A 14,805-nucleotide genomic window follows, 5' to 3' on the forward strand; every position below is an offset into this window, starting at 1 on the left:
TCACACCCGTTCCCATGCCGAACACGGAAGTTAAGCTCTCCAGCGCCGATGATAGTCGGGGGCTCTCCCCCTGTGAAAGTAGGACGTCGCTGGGCATTTCAACGAAGGCATTCTCGTAATGAGGATGCCTTTTTTCTTTAGTGCTTTATCTAAGCCAAATTCGTATGTAATACAAAAAAAGACCGGTGCGCTGGGCACCGGTCTTTTACTTTTATGAAATGAAAAAGGGGGAATCACTTCATAAGATGAAGAAAACAATGGCTTGATGGTTCACTTATTATAATAACAAGCAGATGTTAAGAGAAGATTTTGAGAAGATTAATATTTTATGAATTTTTACTACAATCGTATTACGTAAGCTGAAAAACTTGGTCTCATTCATAGCTGTTAACTTTGATTTATTGTAAGATGGTACGTATCGACAGTATAGAAAGGATCGGTGCACTTGTATGAAATTCAACACACGAAATGTTCACTTTGCTGCGCAAATTCAAGCAGAGGAAAAGAGTAAATCTACGCCGATTTATCAGACGTCAGCGTTCGCTTTTCAAGATCTTGAAGAGATGGAGACGTATTTTTCCGGCGATAAATCGTATTTATATACTCGCATGGGTCATCCGAATACCGATGAACTGGGGCGCGGTGTTGCTCAGTTGGAAAATGCAGAGGCCGGGGCGGCTTCGGCCTCTGGTTTATCGGCAATTTTAGCAGGTGTACTGACGGCAGCTTCTCACGGCGACCGTGTAGTGGCTACAGAGGATATTTACGGCGGTACGTATCAGCTGTTTGAAAACGAACTGCAGGAATTCGGGATAAAGGTCGAATTCATTGATTTCAGCGATCACGAAGCTGTAAAAAAGGCATTGTCAGAACAGACGGCGCTGCTTTACACAGAGTCGCTTACCAATCCGCTTTTGCGGACAGAAGATCTTGAAGCGGTCGCGAAGTTGGCGAGAGAAGCTGATGCCAAGCTGATGGTCGATAATACATTTGCCACGCCGTATTTGCTCCAGCCCCATGATCACGGTGCTGATCTTGTCGTGCACAGTGCGACGAAATACATCGGCGGTCACAGTGATGTCACTGCCGGCGTGTTAACAGGCAACGCGGAAGACATTCGAAAAGCAAGGGCAAAAATTTCGACACTCGGCAGCAACCTCGGGCCCTTCGATGCATGGATAGCTTCCCGGGGATTGAAAACACTCAGTCTGCGTATGGATAAACAATGCTCTAATGCGGCTCGGCTTGCTGAAACACTGCGCGCTCACCCTGCTGTAAAAAGAACGTTTTACCCTGAGTACGTATCGCCGCGCGGCAACGGTGCAATTGTCACGATTGATTTGTATGATCATATCGATCTGAACCTGTTTTCCAAAGCGCTGTCGTGGGTGAAAGTCATTCCGACGCTGGCGGGAGTTGAGACAACGATTTCTTATCCAAAAGGAACGTCACACAGAGCGCTTTCTCAAGAGGTGCGCGACCGTCTCGGCGTAACAGATACAATGATTCGCGTCTCCGTCGGGATTGAGGATGCAGATGATATTGCAGATGTATTTACAAAGGCACTGGAAGAAGCAAACGCTGCTGAATGAGCTGAATGCAATGCCCTCCCTTAGTGTACGGGCAATTTGATATAATATAACAGGTATGTCATAACAAAAGGTGACTGACGATGGATAATGAATTTGATTGGATACGATCGATACAGCCTAAAACCCATAAGCAGAAAACAGTCGAGGTCGGGATTGGCGATGATGCAGCAATTGTCCGCCCGAATGACGGCTGCGATACAGTGCTTGCTGTGGACACAATGGTGGAAGGCGTTCATTTTACAAAAGATACGATGACAGCGGAAGATATCGGTTATAAAGCGTTGGCTGTAAATTTGAGCGACATTGCTGCTATGGGAGCGGTACCGCTTTATTATATCGTTTCGATCGCTGTCCCGAAAACCGGGTGGAGTCAAGATGAAACGCGCGGAATTTACCGCGGAATGGCTGAGTTAGCTGAGATTCATGAGATTGACTTAATCGGCGGAGATACCGTTTCGATTAACGGACCGCTCGTCATTTCTGTTACGATCGGCGGTGAAGTTGAAGAGGATTGCCGACTGCTGCGTCAAAATGCACAGGCGGGGGACATCGTTTTTGTCACAGGCCCGCTCGGCCGTTCGCCATACGGTCTGGATCATTTGCTTGAATACGGACGGGAAAGAGCCGATGAAATGCCGGCTGTCTATCCGTATGTGGAGGCGCATCAAAGACCTGTCCCTCAGGTCGCGATCGGACGGTTTCTCGCTTGTCAGGACGTGAGAATCGCGCTGAACGATATTAGTGACGGCATTGCCCATGAAGCGAAAGAAATTGCCGAAGCAAGCGGGGCAGCTGTTATTCTCGAATGGGAGTCCTTGCCTGTAGATGAGAAGCTTAAAGAAGCGCCGCTAAGTAAACAGGAAGATTGGGTGCTTTACGGCGGAGAGGAATTTCAGCTCGTCGGAACGGTGTCTGTACAAGACTGGTTCATACTTAAGCGAAAGGCAAAGGAGCACGGGTTTGAACTGACCGCGGTTGGAGAAGTTACGGCCGGGGAAGGTGTTTTCCTTCGGCGCAATGATACAATCGAACAAATCAGCCGATCAGGATATACGCATTTTTAACCGGGAGTGAAGAACATGATTGAATCACGGCTATTTATTTCGGAGAGCACAGAAGATACGGAGCGGATTGCCGGTATGATCGCCGGATTGCTCGGTCCGAATGATCTGTTGACGCTTGAAGGGGATTTGGGCGCCGGAAAAACGACGTTCACGAAGGCGCTGGCTGCTTGCTTAGGGGTCCAGGAAACGGTTAACAGTCCGACGTTTACGATCATGAAAGAATACGCGGGCCGCTTGCCATTTTATCATATGGATGCATACAGAATTGAGTCGGAAGAGGAAGAATTCGGTTTGGATGAATATTTTCAGAGCGGCGGAGTGACCGTCATTGAATGGGCTTCGCGTATCTCTGATCAGCTTCCGGAAGAGCGATTTGACCTCGTTTTAACATACACCGGGCCGGATTCGCGCGAGATTGAGTTAACAGCCCGCGGGAAACGCTGCACGGAACGATTAAAGGAGATAACAGAGACATGAATGTACTGGCGATTGACACATCGAGTTATGTGATGGGCACAGCACTGGTAAAAGACAGTCTGCCTCTTGGTGAAATCACGACACATGAAAAGAAAAACCATTCGCTTCGCCTCGCCCCGGCGATTAGAGAACTGTTGCGGCAAACAGACATGCAGGAAAACCAGCTGGATCGGATTGCGGTCACGGAAGGGCCGGGTTCTTATACCGGTGTGCGCATCGGAATCACAACAGCGAAAACGATGGCATGGGCGCTCGGAATTCCGCTTGTTGCCGTATCAAGCATGGAACTGTTAGCACAAAACGGGCGTTATTTTGACGGATGGATTGTCCCGTTTTACGATGCGCGCCGTACACAGCTGTACACGGGATTGTTTAAGTGTATGAACGGGGAAATCGAACGCCGGGAAACCGATCAAATGAAGCTTTTAGAAGATTTATTGCATGAAATGAAGAATTTGGACGGTCCGGTGTTGTTTTTAAGCCCTGATCGGCTGATTCATGAACAGCGGATCAGAGAAGTGCTTGGCGATCAAGCGGTTTTTGGTGCCCCGCTGGACGGCCTTCCGCGTCCCGGAGAACTGGCACAGCTTGCGGTGAACCGCGAACCGGTTGCCGATCTGCACAGCTTCACACCGAATTACATTCGCCTTGCTGAAGCAGAAGCGAAATGGCGTGCTGCCCGGGCAAAAGCAGAAGACAGTTCGTCCTCGCAAGGAGATTAATTATGGATCATTCAGTCCGCATTCGATTTATGAAGGTCGAAGATTTAGATCAAGTCCAAGAAGTTGAAGCCAGCTGTTTTCAAAAACCGTGGACGCGTGAAGCATTTTTCAATGAAGTGACGAAAAATCAGTTTGCATACTATTTAGTGGCGGAGGAAGGCGACTCTGTTGTCGCCTATTGCGGTGTTTGGATCATTATGGATGACGCGCACATTACAAACATTGCTGTCCATCCGGCTATGCGCCGCCGCGGGATCGGTGAAGATCTTCTCCGCGGTGTTATGGACATGGCGAAAACACTCGGCGCGCAAAAAATGTCGCTTGAAGTCCGCGTTTCCAATGATAATGCCAAAGCGCTGTATCGAAAATACGGATTTCAAGACGGCGGTATTCGAAAACAGTATTACACGGACAACCAAGAAGATGCGTTGGTCATGTGGGTGAGGTTATAGCATGAAAAAATTAGAAGATACAATGATATTGGCGATTGAAACAAGCTGTGATGAAACGGCAGCAGCTGTTGTTAAAAACGGGCGCGAAGTTTTAAGCAACGTTGTCGCTTCGCAGATTGACAGTCATAAGCGTTTCGGCGGAGTTGTCCCGGAAGTCGCTTCGCGTCATCATGTGGAACAGATTACGTTAATTATTGAAGAGGCGTTAGCTGAAGCGGATATTACCCTTGATGATGTCGATGCTTTTGCTGTTACAGAAGGGCCGGGGCTTGTCGGAGCGCTTTTAATCGGTGTTCATGCCGCAAAAGGTCTGTCGCTTGCAACGGGCAAACCGCTGATCGGGGTGCATCATATTGCCGGGCATATTTATGCGAATCACCTTGTGGATGAATTAACGTTCCCGCTGATCAGTCTTGTCGTCTCCGGCGGGCATACAGAATTGATTTATATGAAAGAGCACGGCGTGTATGAAATGCTCGGTGAAACGAGAGACGATGCTGTCGGTGAGGCGTACGACAAAGTTGCCCGCACACTCGGTCTTCCCTATCCGGGCGGTCCGGCGATTGATAAACTTGCAGCATCCGGCGAACCGGCGATCGATTTACCCCGGTCTTGGCTGGAGGAAGGTTCGTTTGATTTCAGCTTCAGCGGGCTCAAGTCATCTGTGTTGAATACGCTGCACAACGCAAAACAGCGCGGGACAGAATTCGAGACGGCGGATTTAGCTGCCAGTTTTCAAGCGAGCGCTGTCGAAGTGCTTGTGGAAAAAACAGCTGCGGCTGCCGAAGCGTTCGATGTGCCGCGCGTTGTTCTTGCCGGGGGGGTGGCAGCGAACAGCGGGTTGCGCGACGCTTTAACCCGGCGGATGGAAAAAGACGGCCGTAAGCTGACGATTCCGCCGCTGCATTTATGCACTGACAACGCGGCGATGATCGGCGCGGCAGCAATGGTTCAGTATAACCGCGGCGATTTTGCCGGCGATGATTTAAACGGGCGTCCCGGTCTGAGTCTCAGTAATAATGACTAACTGAAATCCCTTCTGTACGAAGGGATTTCAGAGTGTTGACAAAGTCATGACACCGTTAGATGTCATGTTAAAAGGAACGGATGACGACGCATCGTCCGGATTCTTTCACCTGAAGGTATCACTGCGACATCGGCTCAATAAGACTTCGCCGTGTCTTACTAGTCCGTCGGCGAGCGCCGAGCCGTTTCGGGCTGATGCCCTGCAGGGTCTCGTCTGTCTCGCTATCCCGCAGGAGAAAGCCGGGATGCTGGGTCAGCCTCTTTTTTGAGGCGAGTGTATTGATAAATAAAGAAGCCATGCATCCACTCCTCCGACGCCTCCGGGAAAGCAAGAGACGAAGATCCGGATTCGGCGGTCCAAGACCGCCGAATACTAGCTGAGTCCTTGCCCGGGGCAAGCGGAGGGCAGTGGATTCATGGCTTACGTCAAAATAATAGTTTGTCTACACCTTGGAATCCCTTCTATACGAAGGGATTTTTTTCGTGTTTTAACGCGGATATTCACGGAACAAAAGAATAAGCGAAAGTACGTTCCTGTTTATAAAATTTCATCCACAAGTTGTGAACAATGTGTATAACTTCTGAAAAGCCTGCTATTAAAATAGTCGAGTTGTTGACAGCAGTTCTGTGGATAAGTCGCCGATTTTGTGCATAACTTTTGAAACTACGGCGTTCATCAAACTTAAAGTGTGGATAAAGGTGTGTACAGTGTGGATATGTCAGAATTGCTCCACAGTTTTGAAAGTTGATGTTCACAGAAGATGAAACAAGGGTAAAGAGAAAATGTAAACGATATACTCAAGGAGGTAATTTTTCATGCATAATTTCAGCGGAAAAACAGTAGTTGTGAATGGAGGAACATCGGGGATTGGGCGGGCGGCAGTTTTACAATTTTCGGAACGGGGAGCTGATGTATTTTTCAGCGGCCGTGATCCGGAAAAAGGCAAGGAAGTTGAGCGTTCATCGGGCGGGAAGGCTGTGTTTATTCAGACCGACAACACAGATTCGGAAGCGATTGCTTCGTTTTATCAAACATTGGAATCGCGGATCGAACGGTTGGACATACTGTTTAACAATGCCGGTGTTTTATCGATTGGATCCGGACCTTTACACCGTCTGAAAGAGAAAGACTGGGAGACGCTGATTGATACGAACCAGCGGGCTGTTTACCTTTACATGAAGCATGCGTTAAATATTATGCAAAAGCAAAAAAGCGGCGTGATTATAAATAATGCTGCTATTCTCGGAAATGACAAAGTGAATGCGATGCTTCCGGCTTACAGCGGTACCAAAGCAGCGATACGGGCAATGACGCAGAGCACAGCGCTTTATTTTGCAAAGCAGGGGATAAGAGTCAATTGCATTTCGCCGGGGCCGGTCGAAACGGACCTTTCCATTAAAGCGTACGGAGGAAAAGAGGCGTTTGATAAGCATTCGAAAGAACATCCGCGCGGTTTTTATGCGGCGCCGGATGAAGTGGCAAACGCTGTGCGGTTTCTCGCGTCCGATGAAGCATCTTACGTGAACGGAACTGAATTTGTTATCGACGGCGGTTATTCCTTAAAATAAACGGATGTTCATAGAAAAAATCTTCTTGTTACCTTAAAAAAACGGCTTGAACCTTTTATCCTGAGGTCCAAGCCGTTTCGTCGTTACTGGGTGCTGTTTTGCAGCGTTTCCCATTCTTCCATTTTCGTTTCGTTTTGATTGTTCAGCTGCTCCATCTCTTCGTTCAGTTCAAACGAACGCTTCGAATCTTGATAAATGTCCGGATCGCACAGAAGTTCTTCGATTTCTGCGATGCGGTTTTCGTTCGTTTCAATCGTTTGTTCAATTTCGGCAACTTTCCGTTCGATTTGCCGTTTTTCTTTTTGGCGTTCCTTTTGCTTTTCATACGTTTCTTTCGCTTCACCGCCAGCTTCCGATGCTGACTTTTTGCCGATGTCTGACCCGCTTCCGAGTTCGTCTTCGGGAGCCTGTTCAAGTTGCTTCCACTGATATTCTTCGTCTTTTTTCTCGACGTAATAATCGTAATCCCCTAAATAATTCGTCAATTTTTGTGAGCTCAGCTCTGCGATCCGAGTTGCCATTCGGTTGACAAAGTAACGATCGTGCGACACAAACAAGATCGTACCGGGGTAATCGATCAGCGCATTTTCCAGCACTTCTTTGCTGTCGAGGTCCAGGTGGTTGGTCGGTTCGTCTAAAATCAGCACATTCGGTTTTTCCATCATCAGCTTTGCCAGCGACAGCCGCGCCTTTTCCCCGCCGCTTAATTCATGGACGGACTTTAACACATCTTCTCCGGAAAAAAGAAAGTTTCCGAGCACGGTGCGGATATCTTTTTCCTTCGTTTGCGGGTAATCATCCCAAAGCTCATGAAGAACGTTTTTCTTCGGATTCAGAGCGGTCTGCTCTTGGTCATAATAGCCGATATGAACATTGCTCCCGTAACGGATCGACCCGTCCATCGGATCGAGCTGTCCGGCGATCGTTTTCAAGAGCGTTGATTTGCCGATCCCGTTCGGACCGATCAAAGCGACGCTTTCGCCGCGGGTCATTTTTAATGTTACATTGCTTAACAGCGGTTCGCTGTAACCGAAAGCGAGCTGTTCAATCATCAGTACGTCGTTGCCGGTTTGACGTTCGATGTCGAAGCGAAACTTTGCCGATTCATCTTCGGTCATCGGTTTATCGATCCGCTCAATTTTTTCAAGTTTTTTGCGCCGGCTTTTTGCTCTGTTGCTCGTCGAGTCCCGGGCGATATTTTTTGCGACAAAGTCTTCGAGCTTTTTAATTTCTTCCTGCTGTTTTTCATACTCGCGCATTTCCTGCTCAAACCGCAGTGCACGCTGCTCGAGGTAGTTTGTGTAATTGCCGGGATAATGATACGTCTTTTGAAACGTCATCTCAAAAACATTGTCGACGACGCGGTCGAGAAAGTAGCGGTCGTGACTGACGATCAAAAGGGCGCCGCTGTATCCGCTCAAATAATTTTCCAGCCACGTGAGTGTATCGATATCGAGGTGGTTGGTCGGTTCGTCTAAAATTAACAGCTCCGGTTTGGCAAGAAGGAGCTTTCCGAGCGAGAGCCTCGTTTTTTGTCCGCCGCTTAACGATGCGATCGGTGTTGAATAATCGTAGTCTTCAAAATTTAAGCCGGATAAAATGCTGCGAATATCAGCTTCGTACTGATAACCGCCGCGATCACGAAAATCTTGCTGAAGCTGATCGTAATCGGCAAGGACTTGTTCATAATCCGGACGGTCAGGGTCCGCCATTTTTTCTTCCAGTGACCGAAGTTTACGCTCGATTTTTTTCAGCGGTTCAAAAACGGTCATCATTTCCTCCCAAATCGAGCGTTCGGAGGCTAGTCCGCTGTCCTGCGCTAAATAACCGATGGACACCTCTTTTGGAATCATGACGGTGCCTTCATCATGAGAAAGTTCGCCGGTGATAATTTTTAACAGCGTCGATTTACCGGCACCGTTACGGCCGACAAGTGCGACGCGTTCGTTGGATTTGACTTCGAGTTTTGCGTTTTTTAAAACGGTTTCTGCCCCGAACGATTTCGAGACTTGTGAACATTGCAATACAATCATGATAGGTCATCCTCTTACGTGTGGCTTTCGTTTTGATCACAAACTAAGTGTACATTAGACCGGCATCCGCGGGCAATGTTTGCATATTCAATGATGTACATTGTGAACAAATCGTGTACAATAGGAAGAGAATTGAAGGGGGAATAGCAAGTGGACGGATTTACACATATGAACGAACAAGGGCGGGCCAAAATGGTTGATATCTCCGATAAGGAGACAAGCGTTCGCACAGCCGTTGCAAAATCGAGCTTGCTAGTGAATCAAACGATTTTTGAGAATATTCAAGCCGGCACGATGAAAAAAGGAGACGTGCTTGCGGTTGCTCAAGTTGCCGGAATTATGGCGGCGAAAAATACGTCGCAATGGATTCCGATGTGTCATCCGCTGTCTTTAAGTGGAGTCGATATCGCATTTGAATGGTCGGAAGAAGAGAATGGCTATCGTTTGCACGCAGCGGCAACAGTAAAAACAAAAGGAAGTACAGGGGTAGAAATGGAAGCGTTAACATCTGTTTCAGCAGCAATGCTGACAGTCTATGATATGTGTAAAGCTGTCGATAAAGGCATGGTCATCGGGGAAACTTACTTAGACGAAAAAACAGGCGGAAAAAGCGGCGATTACACGCGCGGCGAATCATAAACGTTTAAACGGTGCAGACAGAAAGGAAAAAGGAATAGAATGGGAGGATTCAGACATGTTAGAGATTGATCAGGCAAAAATCCCACAGGCGACAGCGAAACGGCTGCCCCTTTATTATCGCTTTTTAGAAGGACTGCAAGCATCCGGCAAACACCGTGTTTCCTCGACGGAGCTGAGCGAAGCAGTGAAAGTCGATTCAGCGACGATCCGCCGTGATTTTTCTTATTTTGGTGCGCTGGGGAAAAAGGGCTACGGCTATAATGTAAACTATTTATTATCTTTTTTCCGAAAAACGCTTGATCAAGATGAATTGACGAAAGTTGCGCTCGTCGGAGTCGGAAATCTTGGGACTGCTTTTTTAAATTACAACTTTAGTAAAAACAACAGTACCCGGATCGAAATGGCGTTTGATGTTGATGATTCGAAAGTTAATCAAGAAATAAGCGATGTGCCGATCTACCATCTCGATGAGTTTAAAGAAAAACTTCCTGCGGATATCGAGGTCGTCATACTTACCGTGCCGTCTCAGGCTGCGCAAGGAATCGCGGATCAGCTTGTCGAGGGGGGCATTAAAGGGATTTTGAATTTTACACCGGCCCGATTGACAGTGCCCGATGATGTGCGCGTTCATCATATTGATTTGTCTGTTGAACTGCAATCTTTAATTTACTTTTTAAAACACTATCCGCTTAAATAAGAACAGCACCCGCCCGAGATCTTCGGGCGGGTTCAGTCATGAAAGCAAAGGTGAGAGAAAATGCAAAAGATCCCAGATAAATGGCTTGTCGTCATTACCGTGCTCCTCGGCGCGTTCACAGTTATACTGAACAACAGCATGCTGAATCCGGCTGTCCCCCATTTTATGGCGGTTTTTCAAGCGGATGCTGTCGCGGCCGGCTGGGTCATTACTGTATTTATGGTTACGATGGGAATGGCGATGCCGCTCACCGGCTATTTAGCAGATAAATACGGCAAAAAACAAATGTATATTAGCGGGATGGCTCTGTTTATCAGCGGTTCTGTTTTCGGATCGCTATCGTGGGATTTATCCTCGCTGATTATGTTTCGCGGTTTGCAGGGCTTGGGTGGCGGGTTGATCATGCCGCTGTCGATGGCGCTGATTTTTGACGCTTTTCCGCGCAATGAGCGGGGCCTTGCAACCGGTATTTACGGGATTGCAGCGATGATGGCGCCGACAATCGGTCCGACGCTCGGGGGCGTGATTATTGAACTTGCCGCATGGCAATGGCTGTTTTTGATGAATATTCCGATCGGTGCAGCCGGTCTTCTCTTTGCCGTTCGCTATTTGCCGCAGTCACGGACGGTGCCGGAGATCCGCTTTGATCTGCCCGGCTTTATTACGGTCACTGCTGGTGTCGGTGCAGTGCTGACGGCGCTTGGAAGGATCTCCGAACTTGCCCATCTTATGAATCCGGTTAATATCGGCCTTGTCATCCTCGGTGCGGGCAGTATCGCCTTGTTCATTCGAATTGAAACGAAACAACAACAGCCGCTTTTGGATTTGTCGATTTTCCGTATCCGCGCCTATACATACAGCGTCTGGGTGGCGATTATCGGTTCGATGAGCCTGTTTGGCGGCATCTTTTTAATTCCGCTGCTGATTCAAAATGTTTACGGGTACGGGGCGATTATGACCGGACTCGTCTTTTTGCCGGCAGCGTTATTAACCGGGGTATTTATGACTGTCGGCGGCCGGCTTCTCGATAAACAAGGTCCGACAGTCGTGGTGACGACAGGCCTCACCCTTTTGACGCTCGGTACAGGTCTGATGGGTTTTTTGGACATGACAACGTCGCTTTGGCTGATTTTCTTGCTTAATGCGATTCGGGGTGTCGGGATGGGCCTCAGTAATATGCCGGCAACGACTGCAGGGATGAATTCGATCCCGGAAGCTTTTGTGTCCCGAGGCTCAGCAATGAATAACGTGATGCGGCAGATGAGTTCTGCGCTCGGGATCGTGTTTGTGTCCGTTTATTTTGAAGTCCGGCGCGCGCAGCTGATGAACGGAGAAAGCTTGCTGGTCGAAGAAGCGAGTCTTGCCGCCATTAATGAAGGGTTTATCGTTCTTGCGGTTATTTCGCTTTTAAGTATACCGGCAGGATTGCTGCTCGGCAGGGAATATCAGAAAAGTTCTGACGCAGATGAAAAGGGTGAATAACGATATGAAAATGCTTATAGCAATGGCTGTCTTATTGACGGCCGCAATCAGTGCGTTTATATGGACTTCGGCTGAAGATGACCCTGTTTATGAAATCAGTGTGTTAGCCAGTGAAGAAGATCGCTTGAAAAAAATTGACGGCGTGGTTGACGGTTTACATGATCTCGGATATACCGAACAAGAGTATCGGTTAAACGTTTTTCAACCGGAGCCCGAGACAACGTTAGCCGCGGCAGCTGAACAAGCGGCCGATGCTGAACCGGATGTGATACTTTCGCTTGGCGGGGTCGAATCGCAAGAGCTGGCGGAAATGTTGCACAACCGTTCGGTTGAATTGCCGGTCGTATTTGCAGGTATGGCAGCTCCAGTTCAGACGGGAATGATTGAAACATTCGAAGAACCACAAGGGCTCTTCACCGGGATCAGCAATCATCAAAGGACGTTGTCTGCGAAACGCGTAGAACTGTTTGCTGATTTAATACCTTCCATGGAGCGGATCATTCTTTTATATAATGAAAATATTGATATCAGCAGGCGCTCGCTGGCGGAGGCAGAAGCGGCAGCAGAGCAGCTGGGGATTGAAGTGACCGGTTTTGATGTCGGAATGGAGACGGATTATGAAGCCTTGGCAGATATTGTTGATACCAATACAGGGGTGATGACGCTCCCGAGCTATATCATAGAAAGTAAAACAGAAGAATGGGTACAGTTCAGTAATGAACAGGAAGTCCCCTTAATGGGAATTCATGAGTTTGAAGTAGAAGCCGGTTTTTTGGCAGCTTATGGTACGTCATTTTATGAACAGGGATTGCAGGCTGCCCGCCCTTTGAGTCTTATCCTGCAAGGAAATGAGCCGGAAGATATTCCTGCAGAGCTGCCTGATGTCGTAACATTCTATAAAAATGATCAAGCTTTTGATAACTGGAGAGGGAAAATGAACTCTGATATCGCCCGATTTGCCGAATCCGTTCAATCGGAAGGAGAAGAAGAATGAAACGCTGGCAATCGATCCGCATGAAAGTATTGATGTTCGGTTTGCTGATGACATTTGTACCGCTATCTCTTATCTCGATTTATTATTTTACCGACATGGCACAATATATTGAGCAGTCGTCCGTCGAACAGCAAAACCTTGAGCTCGAGAATCTCAGTAACGACATTTACCGGGATATTGAAGCAGCGCAAAGAGAACTGGAATTGCTCGTCTCGCTTGAGAGGACCTCAGGCGAAGCCGGCGTATTTTATGACATCCTGAAAAATCATCAAGCTTTCACTGAAATCGTTTGGCTGAGTGAAGATGGACAGATCGAAGAACGTTATGCCCGCTATACATTGAACGAAGAAGCTGACAGTTCCCGCTGGGCTGAAGACGAGCAGTGGCAGGAAGAAGGGAACAGCTCCTTTTCCGAAGTGCGCTTTGATGACTTTGGTCAACCCTATATGCAAATCACTGTAACCGATTCAGAAACAAATAGAAAAGCTGGCGCTTCTTTGCAGCTGCAAAAATTAATCGGGCAAGTCGCCTCTTACAGAATATCAGACCAGGCTTCAATGTATTTAGAGAATCAAGGCGGTCAAGTGATTGCACATCAAGATTATTCGCAATTATGGCAGGAAAAAGACACGACCGATTATGATAACCCGCTTATTTTTAAGACGGACGTCGAACCGCTGGATTGGACACTTAGTATCGAACAGCCGGAAAATGAAATGCTGGCGCCGCTGTATTCGATGATGCAGCAAGGGGGCTTGGCTGCGGCCGTGCTAATTTTTACCGGCAGCATAATCAGTGTCTTTGCCGGCTTGTCGTTTGTGAAACCGATCGAGTATTTGCAGCGGCGGATCAATGCTGTGAAAGCCGGCGAATGGCCGGAGCGTATGGCTGTTGGGCGCCAAGATGAATTCGGTGAATTAACCTATGCATTTAATACAATGAGCGAAACAATACAAGAAAAAGAACAATGGCTGCAGCAGGAGAAAGAACGGCTCAATATTGTTGTTAACAGCATGGATGCAGGGTTAGCTGTGATCCGCAAAGATTTCTCCATCGCATGGATGAATCCGACATTGGAAAATTGGCTGGGAAGACAAGCTGACGTTCCGTGTTTTCAACTTTTTAATGATCGTTCTTCACCATGCTATTCTTGCCCTCTCAGTCCGGAAACGCCGTTTGACAAAATGGATGAGCAGCTTTTCAAAACAGACGAAAACGGCAGACAGCGTATTTACCGGCACCGTGTTTATCCGCTTGAACATACATTGGAAGAAAACGAAGAAGCATTAATCGTGATGGAAGATATAACAGAAGAGAAAGAAATGGAAGAAAAGCTGATTCAAACGGATAAGCTGTCAGCGCTCGGTTTAATGGCATCGTCGTTCGCCCATGAAGTAAACAATCCGCTCGCTTCCGTGCAAGTGTATTCCGAAGACTTATCCGACCGGCTGAGCGAGGAAGGGACGGAATTGATTGCAAACGGGGAAGCTCAGCACTATATGAATGTCATCCGGAAAAATATTGACCGCTGTAAAGAGATCACGACGAATTTATTGAATTTTTCGCGGAAATCTCAATGGGACATGCGCGAATTATCTGTTGAGCAAGTATTGGATGAGAGCCTGTCCTTAATGAATTATGCTTTGAAAAAACAAGGCACGTCGGTTGAGAAACATTGCGTTGATAATCTTCCGCATATTTATGGCGATCCGCTAAAATTAAGTCAAGTTTTTGTGAATCTGATTCAAAATGCGCTGGATGCAATGGAAGAGCAAAAAAACCCGCTGTTAACGCTTGCGCTCACAAAAGGCCATGACGGGGTAACCATTACGGTGCAAGATAACGGGAGCGGGATATCAGCCGAGCAAATCCCGAAATTATTTGATCCGTTTTATACATCCAAACCGACAGGAAAAGGAACCGGGTTGGGCTTGTCGGTGTGTTATGGTATTGTGCAGCAAATGAGCGGAACGCTGACTGTCGAATCTGAAGAGGGGAAAGGAACAACCTTTTTTGTTAATCTTCCTGCATAGGAAGAGAAGATGCTTTGGGAGGGTT

The 14,805-nt window shown here is 47.6% G+C and carries 14 protein-coding genes and 1 rRNA gene; 14 read left to right on the forward strand and 1 reads right to left on the reverse strand.

Translation table 11 applies throughout. From position 1 onward, the window contains the following. The 9 genes from rrf to EDD67_RS08230 form a co-directional block, all read left to right on the forward strand. A 5S ribosomal RNA gene (gene rrf / locus EDD67_RS08190) occupies positions 1-95 on the forward strand; the annotation flags it as partial. A gap of 354 nt (positions 96-449) precedes the next feature. Further along, positions 450-1,592 carry a trans-sulfuration enzyme family protein gene (locus EDD67_RS08195; protein ID WP_121440241.1) on the forward strand — a complete coding sequence of 381 codons (1,143 nt, stop codon included), beginning with the start codon at positions 450-452 and terminating at the stop codon, positions 1,590-1,592. Between the two features lie 80 nt (positions 1,593-1,672). Further along, positions 1,673-2,656, forward strand: coding sequence for a thiamine-phosphate kinase (thiL, locus tag EDD67_RS08200; RefSeq protein ID WP_121440242.1), 984 nt, complete (start codon positions 1,673-1,675; stop codon positions 2,654-2,656). A gap of 15 nt (positions 2,657-2,671) precedes the next feature. Next, on the forward strand, positions 2,672-3,133 hold the full coding sequence (tsaE, locus tag EDD67_RS08205) for a tRNA (adenosine(37)-N6)-threonylcarbamoyltransferase complex ATPase subunit type 1 TsaE (protein WP_121440243.1): 462 nt from the start codon (positions 2,672-2,674) through the stop codon (positions 3,131-3,133). Continuing rightward, entirely contained in the window at positions 3,130-3,855 is a 726-nt protein-coding gene (tsaB, locus tag EDD67_RS08210) for a tRNA (adenosine(37)-N6)-threonylcarbamoyltransferase complex dimerization subunit type 1 TsaB (protein WP_121440244.1), read from the forward strand. The genes tsaE and tsaB overlap by 4 nt, the downstream gene beginning before the upstream one ends. 2 nt (positions 3,856-3,857) lie before the next feature. Next, a complete protein-coding gene (gene rimI, locus EDD67_RS08215) occupies positions 3,858-4,307 on the forward strand; it encodes a ribosomal protein S18-alanine N-acetyltransferase (RefSeq protein ID WP_121440245.1) in 450 nt (149 codons plus the stop codon). Between the two features lies 1 nt (position 4,308). Further along, complete coding sequence (gene tsaD, locus EDD67_RS08220) at positions 4,309-5,334, forward strand: tRNA (adenosine(37)-N6)-threonylcarbamoyltransferase complex transferase subunit TsaD (protein ID WP_121440246.1); 1,026 nt, start codon at positions 4,309-4,311, stop codon at positions 5,332-5,334. 46 nt (positions 5,335-5,380) lie between these two features. Beyond that, on the forward strand, positions 5,381-5,602 hold the full coding sequence (locus tag EDD67_RS08225; RefSeq protein ID WP_123875823.1) for a hypothetical protein: 222 nt from the start codon (positions 5,381-5,383) through the stop codon (positions 5,600-5,602). A 547-nt stretch (positions 5,603-6,149) separates the two neighbouring features. Beyond that, positions 6,150-6,902: an SDR family NAD(P)-dependent oxidoreductase gene (locus EDD67_RS08230; protein WP_121440248.1), complete on the forward strand. Its 753-nt coding sequence runs from the start codon at positions 6,150-6,152 to the stop codon at positions 6,900-6,902. 83 nt (positions 6,903-6,985) lie between these two features. On the opposite strand, the gene EDD67_RS08235 is transcribed toward EDD67_RS08230, so the two are convergent. Beyond that, complete coding sequence (locus EDD67_RS08235; RefSeq protein ID WP_121440249.1) at positions 6,986-8,935, reverse strand: ABC transporter ATP-binding protein; 1,950 nt, start codon at positions 8,933-8,935, stop codon at positions 6,986-6,988. 150 nt (positions 8,936-9,085) lie between these two features. On the opposite strand from EDD67_RS08235, the gene moaC reads away from it, so the two are divergent. From moaC to EDD67_RS08260, 5 genes are read left to right on the forward strand one after another with little or no spacing between them, the layout of a single operon-like run. Continuing rightward, complete coding sequence (gene moaC, locus EDD67_RS08240) at positions 9,086-9,574, forward strand: cyclic pyranopterin monophosphate synthase MoaC (RefSeq protein ID WP_121440250.1); 489 nt, start codon at positions 9,086-9,088, stop codon at positions 9,572-9,574. Positions 9,575-9,629: 55 nt separating this feature from the next. After that, on the forward strand, positions 9,630-10,271 hold the full coding sequence (locus EDD67_RS08245) for a redox-sensing transcriptional repressor Rex (RefSeq protein ID WP_121440251.1): 642 nt from the start codon (positions 9,630-9,632) through the stop codon (positions 10,269-10,271). A gap of 60 nt (positions 10,272-10,331) precedes the next feature. Further along, entirely contained in the window at positions 10,332-11,753 is a 1,422-nt protein-coding gene (locus EDD67_RS08250) for an MDR family MFS transporter (RefSeq protein WP_121440252.1), read from the forward strand. Between the two features lie 4 nt (positions 11,754-11,757). Then, positions 11,758-12,747 (forward strand): ABC transporter substrate binding protein, encoded by a 990-nt coding sequence (locus tag EDD67_RS08255; RefSeq protein WP_158638236.1) that lies wholly within the window; start codon positions 11,758-11,760, stop codon positions 12,745-12,747. Then, positions 12,744-14,780, forward strand: coding sequence for an ATP-binding protein (locus EDD67_RS08260; protein ID WP_121440254.1), 2,037 nt, complete (start codon positions 12,744-12,746; stop codon positions 14,778-14,780). Before EDD67_RS08255 ends, EDD67_RS08260 begins: the two co-directional genes overlap by 4 nt. Positions 14,781-14,805: the final 25 nt, after the last annotated feature.

The sequence above is a fragment of the Salisediminibacterium halotolerans genome, assembly GCF_003814815.1.
In the GTDB taxonomy this organism is placed as follows: domain Bacteria; phylum Bacillota; class Bacilli; order Bacillales; family Salisediminibacteriaceae; genus Salisediminibacterium; species Salisediminibacterium halotolerans.